Annotated in this window: 12 protein-coding genes; 8 read left to right on the top strand and 4 right to left on the bottom strand. The window is 61.2% G+C overall.

The window, feature by feature from the left end:
• Nucleotides 1–15: 15 nt before the first annotated feature.
• Both ACP15O_RS06865 and ACP15O_RS06860 read right to left on the bottom strand, forming a co-directional pair.
• The gene (locus tag ACP15O_RS06865) at nt 16–1320 is read right to left on the bottom strand and encodes a flagellar hook protein FlgE (protein ID WP_425095307.1); all 1305 of its coding nucleotides are present in this window, start codon (nt 1318–1320) and stop codon (nt 16–18) included.
• A gap of 101 nt (nt 1321–1421) precedes the next feature.
• Nucleotides 1422–2255, bottom strand: a complete 834-nt coding sequence (locus tag ACP15O_RS06860) for a flagellar motor protein MotB (protein ID WP_425095306.1) — start codon at nt 2253–2255, stop codon at nt 1422–1424.
• 166 nt (nt 2256–2421) lie between these two features.
• Between ACP15O_RS06860 and ACP15O_RS06855 the strand changes: the two genes are divergently transcribed.
• Both ACP15O_RS06855 and ACP15O_RS06850 read left to right on the top strand, forming a co-directional pair.
• The gene (locus tag ACP15O_RS06855; protein WP_425095305.1) at nt 2422–3105 is read left to right on the top strand and encodes a DUF1045 domain-containing protein; all 684 of its coding nucleotides are present in this window, start codon (nt 2422–2424) and stop codon (nt 3103–3105) included.
• 122 nt (nt 3106–3227) lie between these two features.
• Nucleotides 3228–4310, top strand: coding sequence for an amidohydrolase family protein (locus ACP15O_RS06850; RefSeq protein WP_425095304.1), 1083 nt, complete (start codon nt 3228–3230; stop codon nt 4308–4310).
• Between the two features lie 4 nt (nt 4311–4314).
• Here ACP15O_RS06850 and ACP15O_RS06845 read toward each other — a convergent pair whose 3' ends face one another.
• A complete protein-coding gene (locus ACP15O_RS06845) occupies nt 4315–5070 on the bottom strand; it encodes a WecB/TagA/CpsF family glycosyltransferase (RefSeq protein ID WP_425095303.1) in 756 nt (251 codons plus the stop codon).
• A 203-nt stretch (nt 5071–5273) separates the two neighbouring features.
• On the opposite strand from ACP15O_RS06845, the gene ACP15O_RS06840 reads away from it, so the two are divergent.
• The 6 genes from ACP15O_RS06840 (at nt 5274) to ACP15O_RS06815 (ending at nt 12772) form a co-directional block, all read left to right on the top strand.
• Nucleotides 5274–6395 carry a Gfo/Idh/MocA family protein gene (locus ACP15O_RS06840; protein WP_425095302.1) on the top strand — a complete coding sequence of 374 codons (1122 nt, stop codon included), beginning with the start codon at nt 5274–5276 and terminating at the stop codon, nt 6393–6395.
• Nucleotides 6383–7426, top strand: coding sequence for an NAD-dependent epimerase/dehydratase family protein (locus tag ACP15O_RS06835; RefSeq protein WP_425095301.1), 1044 nt, complete (start codon nt 6383–6385; stop codon nt 7424–7426). The genes ACP15O_RS06840 and ACP15O_RS06835 overlap by 13 nt, the downstream gene beginning before the upstream one ends.
• A complete protein-coding gene (locus ACP15O_RS06830) occupies nt 7426–8673 on the top strand; it encodes a glycosyltransferase (RefSeq protein WP_425095300.1) in 1248 nt (415 codons plus the stop codon). Before ACP15O_RS06835 ends, ACP15O_RS06830 begins: the two co-directional genes overlap by 1 nt.
• On the top strand, nt 8670–9638 hold the full coding sequence (locus ACP15O_RS06825) for a glycosyltransferase family 2 protein (protein WP_425095299.1): 969 nt from the start codon (nt 8670–8672) through the stop codon (nt 9636–9638). The genes ACP15O_RS06830 and ACP15O_RS06825 overlap by 4 nt, the downstream gene beginning before the upstream one ends.
• An 11-nt stretch (nt 9639–9649) precedes the next feature.
• A complete protein-coding gene (locus ACP15O_RS06820) occupies nt 9650–11740 on the top strand; it encodes an NAD-dependent epimerase/dehydratase family protein (protein ID WP_425095298.1) in 2091 nt (696 codons plus the stop codon).
• A gap of 144 nt (nt 11741–11884) precedes the next feature.
• Nucleotides 11885–12772 carry a CpsD/CapB family tyrosine-protein kinase gene (locus ACP15O_RS06815; protein WP_425095297.1) on the top strand — a complete coding sequence of 296 codons (888 nt, stop codon included), beginning with the start codon at nt 11885–11887 and terminating at the stop codon, nt 12770–12772.
• Here the strand turns inward: ACP15O_RS06815 and ACP15O_RS06810 are convergent, their stop codons facing one another.
• Nucleotides 12773–14092 carry a Wzz/FepE/Etk N-terminal domain-containing protein gene (locus tag ACP15O_RS06810; protein WP_425095296.1) on the bottom strand — a complete coding sequence of 440 codons (1320 nt, stop codon included), beginning with the start codon at nt 14090–14092 and terminating at the stop codon, nt 12773–12775.
• Between the last annotated feature and the right edge of the window lie 275 nt (nt 14093–14367).

Genomic DNA, 14367 nt, shown 5'->3' with positions numbered 1-14367 from the left:
ATTTCAAAGCGCAGGTCAGCGTTTGATGTTTGTGGTTTCCTGTAGCATTTCATCCACGGTCTGGATGACTTTCGCGTTCGAGGAATAGGCCCGCTGCGTTTGGATCATATCCGTCAGTTCGCCAGCGACATCGGTGGTCGATTCTTCCAGCGCGTAGGACACGATATCGCCGGTCGGGCCGTCACCGGCGTCCCACAGAAAGAACGTGCCGCTGTCCGGTGATGTTGCATAGGTCTGGTGATCCATAGCGACGAGGCCATTGGGATTCGGCATGTCAACCAGCGGAATCTGGAAGATTGTGCGCGTGATTCCAGTGTCATAGATCGCGTGGACATATCCGTTGGAATCCACCTCGACCGAGGTCATGTTGCCGACGGGGTAGCCATCTTTGTCAATCGAAACCGGGGCAAAACTGCTGGACAGTTGCGTCAACCCGTCCGGGTCACCCGGCTGACCGATGTTGATTTCCAGCGGGCCGCCGGCCACATCCACGATCAGGGCACCAGTCGCCGCATCATATGCCCCACCAGACACGGCGGTCACCGAATTCAGAGTGCCACCCGCATCGCGCCCGTCATCGAAGGTCAGGACATATTCGCCAATGATGGCGTCATCCTGGGCCGTATCGCGTAGCACCATCGTCCATTCATTCGAGGATCCGTCGGCAGGAATGGTCGGGGTGAACTCGATTTCAATATTCTGGGAAATACCCAGATTGTCATAATATTCGATCGACAGCGCCTGGGCGTCGCCGGTTGCGGTGGCATCGGTTTCCGTCGCGGGCAGGTTGACCCCCAGCGAGATCTGAGTCGTCGGTTCGCCCGTCAGCTGGTTGACGTTCACCTGAACGGGTTCCAGCCCGGCGCCGGTGTCACGCGGATAAGTGGGCACCGTGCCATTCGCCAGGGCTGGCCATCCCATCAGGGTCAGGCCGGACTGCGTGACCAGATACCCCTCGCTATCTGTCTGGAACGAGCCGGTGGTTGTCAGCATCATCTGGGTGTTGCCGTTATCCAGATTGATTTCCGATGAACTGGCAACTGGCAGAAAACCGCGGCCGCGCACGGCCAGATCTGTTGCGTTGCTGGTCGTGACCAGCGATCCGGATTGGCTGACCAGACGCTGCGTGGTCACGCGTACCCCCCCGGCGGAATAGGCACCGCCATTGCCGCCCGAAATCACCATCGAATGGAAATCGGTCTGCATCCGCTTGTACCCGTAGGTCGAGGAGTTCGCGATATTATCCGAAATCGTCGCAAGCCGGTTCGCATTCGCGGACAGCCCGGCCACGCCTGCATTAAGAGAAGAGGAAATCGTCATGGATACGCCTTTCTGCTGCATCAAACCAAATGTTGTGCACAGCATTACAAGGCGTCGCTTAACAGCCCGCTAATAGCTAAAATTGCCCCTATTTTCCCGCGTCACTCGACATTTTTGCGGAGCAGCACGACCTCCAGACGGTTGTTGCGCAGGTTTGTCGGATCGTAAGAGGCAGGCTCTTTGTCTGCATGTCCGGTGATCCGTTTGACCCGGTTGTGATGCAGGCCCTGATCCAGCATCAGCTGCCGCATGACATCAGCACGTTCCGAGGACAGTTCCCACACGGGATTGTGTTTTAAAACAACAGGATAGGATTTCGTATGCGCCTCGATCGCCACATTGTTCTGGACCAGTCCGAAGACGCGTACCAGCATGTCGGCTAGCTCGTTCAGCAGCGGGGTTGGCGCGGCTGAATCTTGTGCGAACAGGGTGGCATCCGGAATGTCAAACAGCTCGATCACCAGGCCTTCGTCGGTCACGCGCGTGATGATGTGGCGCTGCATTTCGATGCTGAACATGCTTTCGCCGCCCCGCGCCATCAACATGCTGTCAACCTCGCGCAGTTCCAGCTCTTCGGCTTTTTCGTCCTGACCGAGCTCTCCGCGTGAATTCTGGTGCCGGGTCGGGCGCTGGTTCGTTGCCCCCGTTCCGTTCTGCGCCAGAACCTGTTCGGAAAAGACCGAATCCCCACCGAAAGCGCCATCGCCGCCGCCCGAGATCCGATTGATCGCAACGGTCGGACTAAAGTAATCCGCAATCCCTTTGCGCTGTTTTTCAGTTGTTGCATTCAGCAGCCACATCAACATGAAAAAGGCCATCATGGCGGTCACGAAGTCAGCATAGGCCACTTTCCACGCCCCACCGTGGTGCCCGTCGCCGCCAACGACCTTTTTCTTCTTGATGATGACTGGCGCCGCATTCGTTTGCGAGCCCATCTCACCACCTCTTTCTCACCCGAGTACAGGGATAGCAAAGCGGGTGTTACCAATGTCCTAACAGATAAAATGCCAGGGATTTTCAGCCCGGACACCCAGCGGAAAGAGGCATTGGCAGCGGGCGGGAAATTTGCCATTTTGCGCGCAGACAGCACCGGGGCCACCGATGACCGAGTTTCGCAGATACGCCATCTATTATGTCCCAGAGCCCGGCCCCCTGGCCGATTTCGGAGCGTCTTGGCTGGGGTGGGATCTGGCCAAAGGCGCTGCGGTGGGGCATCCGGATCTGGCTGATGTGGATGTCGCGCAGGTGACGCAGACGCCTCGGAAATATGGGTTGCATGGGACTATCAAGCCTCCGTTCCGATTGGCCGAGGGTGTTGAATTCGCTCAGTTCCAAACTGCGGCGCGCGGTTTGTGCAAAAGGACGGCACCTGTCCGGCTGGAGGGGCTGGAGCTGACCCGGCTGGGTGGTTTTCTGGCTCTGACCGCGCTGGGCGATCTTACGGAACTGAACGCTTTGGCGGGGCAGACGGTCACGCAGTTGGATGCGTTCCGCGCGCCCCTGAACGAATCCGAGCTGGAGCGTCGTCGCAAATCCCGTCTGACCGAACGACAAGAGGCCTTGCTGACTGCCTGGGGGTATCCCTATGTACAAGAGGAATTTCGGTTTCATATCACGCTGACAGGCCGGATGCCCCGCGCCGAGGCCGCCGCGCTGCGCGACCGGCTATTGCCTCTGCTGTCTCCGCTTCTTCCCGTGCCGTTCGAGGTTCAATCGCTCTGTCTGGTTGGCGAAGATGCCGCGGGGATGTTCCACCTGATCGAGCGCCTTCCCCTGCTGGGATAGGGGTGTGGAAATTATCCACAGGCTAAATCCCTTGTTTTCCGGGGGAATGGGCGCCTGTGTGTCATATCTCCGACATGCAACGCGCCTAGAACGAGGCAAATCGTGCAAGGCAAGGGTCCGACATGCCTCGAATGTTGTCTCCTGTGCGCCTGACTGGTGCCACCACCCTGCGGGACGGAGAAATGCAGGACCGATCCGTTGTGATCGAAAACGGGCGGATCTCGAAGGGGCCGCACCCGGCGGTGGATTTGCGCGGACATTATATCATGCCCGGCATTATTGATCTGCACGGAGCCAGCCTGCGCCACGCCTTGCGGCAGGGCGTGGATGCGGTCTCTGCCATGCGTGGGACAGATCGCGCCCTGGCGGCGCAGGGCGTCACAACCGCGTGGCAGATGCTGGATTGGGCAACGGCCGATCACGGGCCGGATACGATTCTTGGCGTTCTGGATCTGCTGGACCGTTATCGCCCGGATGCGCTGACGGATTTGCGGCTTCAGGTCTGCTATGATCCGGTTCTGCCGGGTGCGATCCTGCCCGGTGCGGGCAGCGGATTGCTCAGTGCCCTTCATGCGTATGGGCTGGATCTGGTGCTGTTCCCGGCCCAAATGGACGAAGCGCGCGAGCTGACGCCGCAGGTTGTGCGGCACCTGTGCGAACTGGCCGAGCAATTCGACGCTCTGGGCGTCAGCTATGGCACGCTTGGGGATAAAACCGCCGAACGGCGCGAGCGTTTCGCGATGATCGGCGCGCGGCTAAGCGCTCTGCCCGCCAACCGGCGCCCGGCGGCTGCGGCCTTTGCCATGGGCGATCCGGTGGTGCTGTCAGCGCAGGATATTCTGGCAGGGACTTATTTGCAGGGCAATATTCCGGTCAGCCACCTGATACGGGATCGGATGACCCGCGCGCTGGTTTCCGCAAATGCACCCGCAGCGCCGGTGCGGGCGGCATTCGATCTGGTTCGTAGTAAATCCATGGGACTGCCGCAGGCCTGGGATATGGTCTCGGCCCATCCGGCGCAGATTTTGCGCCTGTCTGATCGCGGTGTGATCGACTATGGCAAGCGCGCCGATCTGGTGGTGATCCATCGCGAAACCTTACAGGTAGAGGCAACGATTTGCGGGGGCGCTTTGACCTATCTGAGCAAGCAGGCCGCCCCGCGGTTCAGCGTGATTCAGGAACCGTTTCGTCTGGCCGCCGAATAGCGCCCTACCGGCGGCGCCTAAGCGTCCAAGAGGCCCACATGTGGCCGGGCAGAATCGCGAAACACCGCAGATAGCGCAGAAACAGCCGGCTGGGATTTTCCAGCATCCGCCACAGCCACTCTTGCTGAAGGGCGCGCACCCAGCGTGGGGCGCGTTTCTGGCTGCCAGACAGAAAATCCAGCCCCGCCCCGATCGAGGCAAACCCAACCGAGGGCGCAACGGTCCGCCCGCGGGCGGCAAACAGCTCTTGTTTTGGTGCCCCCAGAGCGACAAAGCACAGCCTGATCCCGGCGTTTTCCAGATGACGCAGAATATCATCCGCCTGCCCCCCCTGCGGATCGAAACCAAAGGGCGGCGCAATCCGCTGCGTTATCTGTAGTCCGGGCACCTGCGCCTCCAGCGCGGCGGCGGCCTGTTTCAGGCTGTCATCTGTGGTGCCAACCAGCCCCACGGGGACTTTGTGATCTGCGGCCAGAAAGCACAGCGGCAGGATCAGATCCGAGCCCGGCATCAGCGTCACGGGGTTTTGTGCCAGCCTGGACATCCAGACAATCGGGTTGCCATCGGCAACAACGAAATCCTGCGCTTTATACGCCGCGCGGAATTCCATATCGCTGCGCAGCTTGACCAGGTGATCCAGGTTCAAAGTGGCCAGCGCGAACCCATCGGCGGTGTCGAACCTTTGCGTGATCTGCGCTCTCAGCGTGGCCCAGTTCGGGACGTTGACGGCCAGCTGGTAGCTCCCGATTGAAAATTGCACGCCCGTCTCCTGTTTCTCGCGCTGGTTTGCAGGATACGCGGTCAGGGGGGCTTGGCAACGCCCCTTTCCCCGAAACCGCTTTGCCCAAGACAAACTGTTGACATTTTCCTATGCTGTTTTGCAGCGATAAGCAGAAACGGGTACGGTCGCGCAGGTATGTGGGTGGGCATCAGCACGAATAATCAGCAAACCGGAGACGCAGCATGAGCGGCGTCACCATCATCGGCTGTGGCTTTGTTGCGGACCTGTATATGCGGTCTTTGCAGGTTTCCGGGATTCCCGTGCTGGGGGCCTATGATCTGAACACGAATCGCCTGGCCGCGTTTTGCCACCATTGGGGCGTGGCGCGGTGTGATACGCTTGAAGCTGTGTTGCAGGCTCAGCCGCGTGATGGCGTGGTTCTGAACCTGACGAACCCGTCGGCGCATTATGACGTGAACAAGGCCTGCCTGCTGGCCGGGCATCATGTCTATTCAGAGAAGCCTCTGGCCCTGGAAATGTCCCATGCCCGCGAATTGCACAGGCTTGCGGCGGAAAAGAGCCTGCTGCTGGCCTCGGCCCCCTGTTCGGTGCTGGGCGAGGCTGCGCAGACCCTGGCCAAGGCCGTCCGCGATGGCGTAGCCGGCACGCCGCGTCTGATCTATGCCGAGCTGGACGATGGTTTCATTCCGCAGGCTCCGGTGCGGGAGTGGCGCAGCGAAACCGGCGCGCCCTGGCCCTATGAGGATGAGTTTCAGGTTGGCTGTACGCTGGAGCACGCGGGCTATTACCTGACCTGGCTGATCGGCATGTTCGGAACCGTAAAGTCCGTGACGGCGGCCTCGGCTTCGGTCATTCCGGACAAGCTGGGCGTGCAGGGGGCCGCGCCGGATTTCTCGGTTGCGACGCTGTTCTTTGAAAACGGTCCTGTGACGCGTCTGACCTGCTCGATCGCGGCGCCGCACGATCACCGGATTCGCGTGATCGGAGATGCGGGCGTGCTGGCGTTGCAAAAGGCCTGGGATAACGGTGCTGCGGTTCGATTCCATCGCCGGATGCGAATTCGTCGGCGGCTGCTGGAAAGCCCACTGGGCCGCAGGATCAAGCTGCGCCGGCCAACCCACCCCAAAGTGGGGCGCTGGGGGGCGGCCTCAATGAATTTCGCTCTGGGCCCGGCCGAGATGCTGGCCGCAATCGCCGAAAAGCGCCCGTGCCGGCTGTCCTCGGATTTTGCCTTGCATCTGAATGAGGTCACTCTGGCCGTGCAGAATGCAGGGGCCACGACCGGCGCGCAGGAAATGACCACGCGCTGCCCCCCGATGGAGCCAATGCCATGGGCGACATAAGCGGCGACATGAAAGGCCCGATGACGATCCTGATCACTGGCGCGGCGGGTTATGTGGGGCGCGCCGCCGTGGCCGCAGCCCGTGCCCGCGGCCATCACGTGGTGGCCGTTGTCCGGCTGGCCGGGGTCACGCCGGATGGCTGGGATCAGGACGACGGGATTGAGCTGGTCGAGGCGGACCTGTCCGCGCCTTCCTCGGTTCTGGCGCTGGATATGCTGGGCGTTGACGCGGTGATCCATGCCGCCGCCAGCCTGACCGGCGATGATGCCGCCCAGGCGCGCAACACTCTGGACGGGACACGCCATTTGCTGGCGGCGATGGCTCAGGCGGATGTGCCGCCGCGTCTGGTTCTTGTTAGCTCGGTCGCGGTCTATTCCGGGGCGGATCTGGCCCCGAACGGGATTGTCGATGAAACCTCTGCGCTGGAGCGCCACCCCGATCAACGCGATGCGTATTGCCGGGCCAAGCTGGCGCAGGAACAGCTGGCCGCCGAAACGATCCAGGTGATCGGAGGCCAGCTGCGTGTCCTGCGTCTGGGGGCGGTTTTCGGGCCCGATCGGCTGTGGAACGCCCATATTGGCCCCGGATTTGGCCCCATTGTCCTGCGTCTGGCGGCGGGGGGTGAAATCCCGCTGTGCCACATTGCAAATTGCGCCGAGGCTCTGATCCGCGCCTGCGAGTACCCGGTTGCCGATGGCCCCGATGGTGCGATCGACGTGTTGAATTTGATCGACGATGATCTGCCAGATCGCGTGCGATTCCTGAATGCAATGGCGCGGACGGGCTGGCCCAGGGTGGTTTTGCCGGTCTCTTGGCGATTGTTCGATTGGGCCTCGGGCCTGTTGGGCTGGCTTCCGGGCCGTCCGGGCATTCTGCGCCAAGAGGTGCTGCGCGCCCGGATGCAGCCCTTGTTTTATCCCAATGACCGGCTGAAGCACCGGCTGCACATGGGGCCGATGCCCAGCTTTGAGCAGTCTTTTGCCGTGTCCATGGGGGTGGATGACCCGCAAGATCGGGACGGAGAAGGCTGATGCCCAAAATTGCATATCTGACCGGCGAATACCCCCGCGCGACGGACACGTTTATCCAACGAGAGGTCGCCGCCCTGCGCGGGCAGGGGTTTGAGGTGACGACATGTTCTATCCGCCGGACGGGCGCCGAGCATCTGGTCGGCCCCGAACAAAAGACCGAGGCGGCGAATACTTTCTATGTGCTGTCGGCCGCGGCCTCGCCTATGCGGTCTGTTCGGGCCCATTGGCGGGCGCTGCGGCGGGATGCGGGCGGTTGGTGGCGGGGGCTGCGGCTTGCGTTGCGGACGTCTCCGGGTGGGGCCAGGGCCACGCTTTATCAGCTGTTCTATTTCGCCGAGGCCGTGGTGCTGGGCGATCACCTGCGCGCGCAGAATGTTCAGCATCTGCACAACCATATCGCCAAGGCCAGCTGCACTGTTGCCATGCTCTGCCAAGAGATCAGCGGCATTCCCTACAGCTTTACCCTGCACGGGCCGGACATCTTCTTCGAGCCGCTCCGCTGGCGTCTGGATCAGAAAATCGCGCGGGCGTCCTTTGTGGCCTGTATTTCCGAGTTTTGCCGCTCGCAGGGGATGGTGTTTTCCGCACCTCAGGATTGGAATAAGCTGCATATCGTGCATTGCGGCGTGTTCCCGGATCGTTATGAAAGCCCCAGACAACGCGCTGGAAACAAAGCGCTTTTCGTTGGCCGTTTGGCGGCGGTAAAGGGTGTGCCGGTGCTGTTCGAGGCCCTGAAATCCCTGGTTCAGACCCATCCGGATTTTCACCTGACCCTGATCGGAGACGGACCCGAGCGCCACGCGCTGGAACAATCGGCCGGGGAAATGGGCTTGGCGGATCATGTGTCATTCGTGGGCTATAAGTCTCAGGAAGAGGTCGCCGCCGCGCTGGCCTTGCATGATCTTCTGGTCTTGCCCAGCTTTGCCGAGGGCGTCCCCGTCGTGTTGATGGAGGCCATGGCGGCCACGCTGCCCGTGGTCACAACTCGTATCGCCGGGGTGCCCGAGCTGGTCGAGGATGGTGTCTCGGGTCTGTTGGTTCCGCCGGGGGATGCGGCCGCGTTGCAGGCGGCGCTGGCTCGTGTGTTGTCAGACCCGGAAGCGGTTGAGCGGATGGGCCAGGCCGGTCGCGCCAGGGTCGCCGCTGAATTCGATATCCAGCAAGAGGCCGCCTGGCTGGGCCAGCTGCTGCGCGGGTACATCGAGGGCATCCCGCCTGCCTCCAAACGTCCGGAGATCGACGCATGAGCACCATCGCCGCCGTGGCTATTGGCCGAAATGAGGGCGAACGCCTGCGTCGGTGTCTGACGTCCTTGGTGCAGCAGGCCGAACGTGTTGTGTATGTCGATTCCGGATCGGATGACGACAGCGTCCAGATGGCGCGGGCCATGGGGGTACAGGTGGTGCAGTTGGATAACGCGGTGCCGTTTACCGCTGCACGGGCCCGCAACGCGGGATTCGAGGCGCTGAAACCGGATTTGCCGGACTATGTGCAGTTTGTGGACGGCGATTGCGGGGTTACGCCCGGCTGGCTGGCCCAAGCCGCCGCCGAGCTGGATGAGCGTCCCGAACTGGGTCTGGTCACGGGCTGGCGCGAGGAAATCCACCCAGATCGCAGCCTGTATAACGCCATTGCCGATTTCGAATGGCACCGCCCGGCGGGGCAGATACAGGCCTGCGGAGGGGACATGATGGTGCGCGCGGCTGAATTCGATGCTCTGGGCGGGTTCAACCCGGTGGTCATCGCCGCCGAGGACGATGAATTTTGCGCCCGTCTGCGTAAATCGGGCAAGACCCTGTGGCGCCTGCCCGAACCCATGACGCGGCACGACGCCAATATGATGCGATTCAGCGAATGGTGGCGGCGGGCCGTGCGCTCGGGGCACGGGTTTGCACAGGTCGGCGCGCTGCACCCCGAACATTTCGTGGCCGAGCGCAAACGCGTCTGGATTTTCGGGGCGCTGCTGCCGGCTTTGGCTCTGGTGGCGATGGTAACGGGCGTTTGGGCGGGGGTGGTGGCGATCGCGGCGGCCTATGGGCTGTCTTATTTCCGCACGGTTTCCGGGCTGCACTCCGAAGGCCTGCCCCGCGACCAGGCAAAGCGGCTATCGGTCCTGTTGAGTCTGTCCAAGATTCCGAATTTCCTGGGTATGCTGACCTATTACAAACGCCGCCTGACCGGGGCGGACATGAAAATTATCGAGTATAAGTAACGGAGACTCTTATGAGCGCAGGTATCAAGGTAGGATTGATCGGAGCAGGCTATATCGCCACCTGGCACGCGGATGCGGTGCAGGCCTGCCCGGATGCGCAGTTGTCTTGTATTTGCGATGTTTCGGCCACCGCGGCCAAGGGGCTGGCCCAGGGCTATGGCATTGCGGCCTATACCTCGGTTGAGGACATGATCGCCTCGGGCACTGTTCAGGCCGTGCATATCCTGACCCCACCGCACCTGCACCACCCCATCGCCTTACAATGTATCGAGGCCGGGCTGCATGTGATCGTGGAAAAACCCGTGGCCCTGTCAGCAGCCGAAACCCAAGAAATCACCGAGGCCGCCAAGGCCAGGGGCGTGCAATTCGCTGCCGGGCATAACTTCTTGGGAGTGCCGTCCTATCAGCGTCTGAAAACGGCCGTGCAGGCGGGGGATCTGGGAAAGGTGTCCTCGGTCGAGGTGACTTGGGCCCTGCCCATGGGCCCTCTGCGCGCCGGGCCCTATAACCTGTGGCTGCTGCGCGATCCGCAGAACCTGCTGCTGGAACTGGGCGCGCATCCCTATGCCTTTGCCGTCGATCTGCTGGGCGAGCTAGAGATCCTGGGCACCCAGCTGGGCCAACCCGTCACCCTGCCCGGAGGCGCCGTGCGTCATCAATCCTGGCGCATTCTGGCGCGGGCCGGGGCGGTGGACGTGAGCTTTAACTTTTCGCTGGTGGAAACCTATGATGATCGCTCGGTTGTGGTGCGGGGCTCGTCTGGGATGGCGCGGCTGGATTATGCGGCCGACACGCTGATCACCGGCTCGGAAAACACCGCCGATCTGGTGATGAATCCGCTGCTGAAACAGATGAACCTGTCCTGGCAGCACCTGCGCGAAGGCCTGGGCAACGCCACCCGCCAGTTGGTATCGCTGAACCAGAAATCCCCCTATGGGCTGTCGTTCCGAGGCACCACAAACGCGATCTACGATGCGATCCGCCACCGTACCCCGATGGATGCGCGTTACGACGGGGCCGCTGCGCTGCGGGTCATGGGCGCGCTTGAACAGACCCTGGCCAAAACCGATCTGCCCACCGATCCTCAGCCCAAATCCGGCACGCCCAAGCCCACCGTGATGGTGATCGGCGGCACCGGCTTTATCGGGCGCAATCTGACGCGGGTGCTGGTGCAGCGGGGCTATGATGTGCGGGTGCTGAGCCGGGGCAAAACCGGCCCCTTCGATGACATTGCCGATCATGTGGAAACGGTCTCGGTCTCGTTGCAGGATAAGGACGGGCTGATCCAGGCGATGGAGGGCATAGATGCGGTCTATAACCTGGCCAAATCGCTGGATACCACTTGGGAGGACGCGCTGAAAAACGATGTGGGTGTCGCCGTCCGCGTGGCCGAGGCCTGCCTGGAGGCCGGGGTCAAACGGCTGATCTATACCGGCACGATTGCGTCCTATGACATGTCCAGCCCCGAAAGCCAGATCACCGAAGACACCGAATTTGGCGATATGGACGAACGAAACCTCTATGCCCGCTCCAAGGCTGAATGCGAACGCCGCCTGACCGAGATGTACGAGGGGCGCGGGTTGCCTCTGGTCATTGCGCGCCCTGGGATTGTGGTGGGCGAGGGCGGCCCGTTACAGCATTGGGGGATCGGCCGCTGGCATGGCGCTGGCGCGGTGCGTATCTGGGGCGCGGGCCGGCATAACCTGCCGTTCGTTCTGGCCGATGATGTTTCCGACGCGCTGATCCGGATGATGGAAACCGAAGAGGCGATCGGCCAGTCCTTTAACCTGATCGGCGAGCCGATGATGACTGCGCTGGACTATTTTAACGCGATCCATCAGGCGACGGGCGCGCGGATCAAGGTGAACTCGGGCGATCTGACCAGTTTCTACGCGGCTGACGGGGTGAAATACGCGCTTAAGAAATTCGTGCTGCGCAAAAAGGGCGTGGTGCGCCCGTCCCTGTCCGATTGGAAATCGCGAGCGCATTTCGCTCAGTTCGATAACCGCAGGCCCAAGGACATCCTGGGCTGGCGTCCGGAAACGGATCGCTCTGCATTCATTGAAAAAGCGATCACAAGGGCTAATCTATTCGGTTTGTAGGCTGTTTTAAGCCGGAAATGCTGTGTTTCCGGCTTAATTTCGCCCAGATTTTTTTGTCATCTGGGCGTGAACAAAACTCAGGATTCGGCTGGGTCGTTTACATATTCGCCAGAAACAGGAGCCTCATTTCGGGGGCCAGAGCACATGGTAAATTACGTCCTGCGCCGCAACCGGCGCAAAGAGATTGAGCAAGAAAAGCCAACCGAACGCCCGGTTCTGATGGAGCGTGTGGCGCAGCAGGCTGCGCAAACCGATGCGCAGGAAGACGCCGTTCGAGAGGCCCTGCGCGCTGACATCCCCGCGCAGCCGGATTTATGGGCCGAACTGGCGCTGATCCCGGTGGACGGGCGTCAGATGGACGAAAATCTGATTATCACCGCCACGCGTCATGATCCGGCACACGCGACTTTTGATGTGTTGCGCACGCGTCTGGTACAAACCCTGTCCGAGCACGGCTGGCGCCGGGTTGCGATCACCTCGCCGACCAGCGGGTGCGGCAAAAGCTTTGTTGCGATGAACCTGGCGATCACATTGTCCCGATATGACAATTGCCGCACGGTGTTGATGGATATGGACATGCGTAGCCCCTCGTTGGCGCATATTCTGGGGCTTGAAGACGTCGGAAGCCTGGGGGACTGGCTGCGCGGCACGCGCCAGACGCGCCAGCAGTTCCGCCGCTTTGCAGATAACACCCTGAAAATCGGGAAAACCCTGGCGGTTGCTTTGAACGATAAGGTTGAACCATACGCTGCCGAATTGCTTCAGAAGCCCGAAACAAAAGAGCGGCTTGAACAGCTGGATGAGCAGCTATCACCCGATATTGTCTTGTTCGATCTGCCGCCGGCCCTGGCGCAGGATGATGTGATGGCCCTGCGTCACATGTATGATGGCGTGTTTATCGTCGCGGGGGGCGGGCAAACCACCGCCGCCGAAATCCGCGAGACAATGCGGCGTCTGGGGGATGATGTGCCCTTGTTGGGGGTCATCCTGAATAAGGCGGACGGCGCTCCGATCGAGGAATACGGCTACTGATCAGGCGCGGCGTGGCCCCTTGCGGAAAATGTTCAGCATATTCAGCAGATCCTGCGCCTGGCCTTTCAGCAAAATCACTGCCCCCGCGATCAGCGCCAGCAGCCCGGCGATCCAGCCCAGACGGCGACGGCGCTGCGCCTTTTTCTGATCCAGCTTCGGGATAACGACAACGGGGCGCATGTTCAGCTCTCGTTCAAGCTGCGAAGCGCTGCGAATCCCGGCGCTCATGAATTCCAGCCCCAGCGCCAGCCCTACCGCCAGCATCCCCGAGCCCATCGCCCCCGCCATGGCCAGCTTGCGCCGCCCTGAAGAGACCGGGTATTCCGGCACAATCGCGGTTTCCAGCACCTCGAAGCGTTCGAACTGGTTCTGGCTTTCCAGTTGCTGATTCATCGCGGCCTCGGTGCGGCGGGTGGTGATGACGGACAGCTCTTCCTGAAGTTGCGACATCTGCCGTTCCATGGCACCCAGCTGGCGTTCAACTTCGGGTGCGGCGGCCAGCGCGCGTTCGATCACGACGATCCGTTCCTCCAGCAGCAACTGTTGCTGCCGCAGCAGAGTGGTCTGACGTTGCAAATCCTCGGCGCGGCGGCGATCGGATTGGGTTTGCAATTCGATCAACTGCTGCTCGATCTCCAGCTGGCTTTCCTTGAGACGGGTCAGCTGCGTTTGCTGGTTCACCAGATTCGACGGCAGCGAGGCGCGATTCTGGGTTTTATAGGTCGCGATCTGTTCCTCAAGCGTTGCGATTTCAGTGCCGACGCGGGCCTCTTCGGCTTCGAAAAACGCCAGAGTGCGGGCCGCACGGCCGGACCGGCGGGATTTGCCTTCGATCAGGACACGGGACAGCAGGTCATTTGCCACGTCGGCGGCCAGCTGCGCGTCCTCCATCCGAACGGTGATGATCAGACCCGAGGGCTGCGCATTCGGACGCCAGGCCTGCTCGGGATCCAGAAGCTGCTGAATCTGCGCGGCCCCGCGGAACAGGCCCACTTTCTGTGCCATGGACATCGACGGATCGCCGGCAAAGAGATCATATTTTTCAATTACTTCGATCAGGCTATCGCGCGACATCAGCTTTTGTTCGATCAGCTTCAGGCGCGTTTCCACTGCGCTGCTGCGCGAGGTTCCCGGCACGGCCAGGTTTTCCTCGATCTGTGCCATTTCAATCTGGATGACGGCTGTGGCCTCAAAGATTGCGGGGCGGCTAAGCGCATAGGCGACGGCCCCGGCCGTGCCCAGAACGGTGATCGCAAAGATCATCCAGAACCGGCGCAACAGCGCCTGAAAAATTGCCGAGATCGAAAATGCCTGGCTCATTGGTTTTCCTCATACATCGTCCGGCGCGAACAGCATATAAATGCCCGTCGCGCGGTTACCAGAATGAGGCACCTTTCGCCCCCAGACGCCATTTTGCGTCAGAAAGCTGCCCTAATTGCGTCACAATTTACCTTAGTCGCCACATTCTTTCCATCTTTGCGACGCGCCAAATTGGAAACAGTGCATTTCGACTCTGTGGAGCGGGAACACAATTTCGCCATATTTGTGCGAAAAGTGGGGTTTTAAGGCGAATTTCACCCGAAATATTCTGAAAA

The organism is Youngimonas ophiurae (nom. illeg.) (assembly GCF_049803795.1).
GTDB lineage: Bacteria > Pseudomonadota > Alphaproteobacteria > Rhodobacterales > Rhodobacteraceae > Thalassobius.
This window is presented reverse-complemented; position numbering and strand designations above follow the sequence as displayed.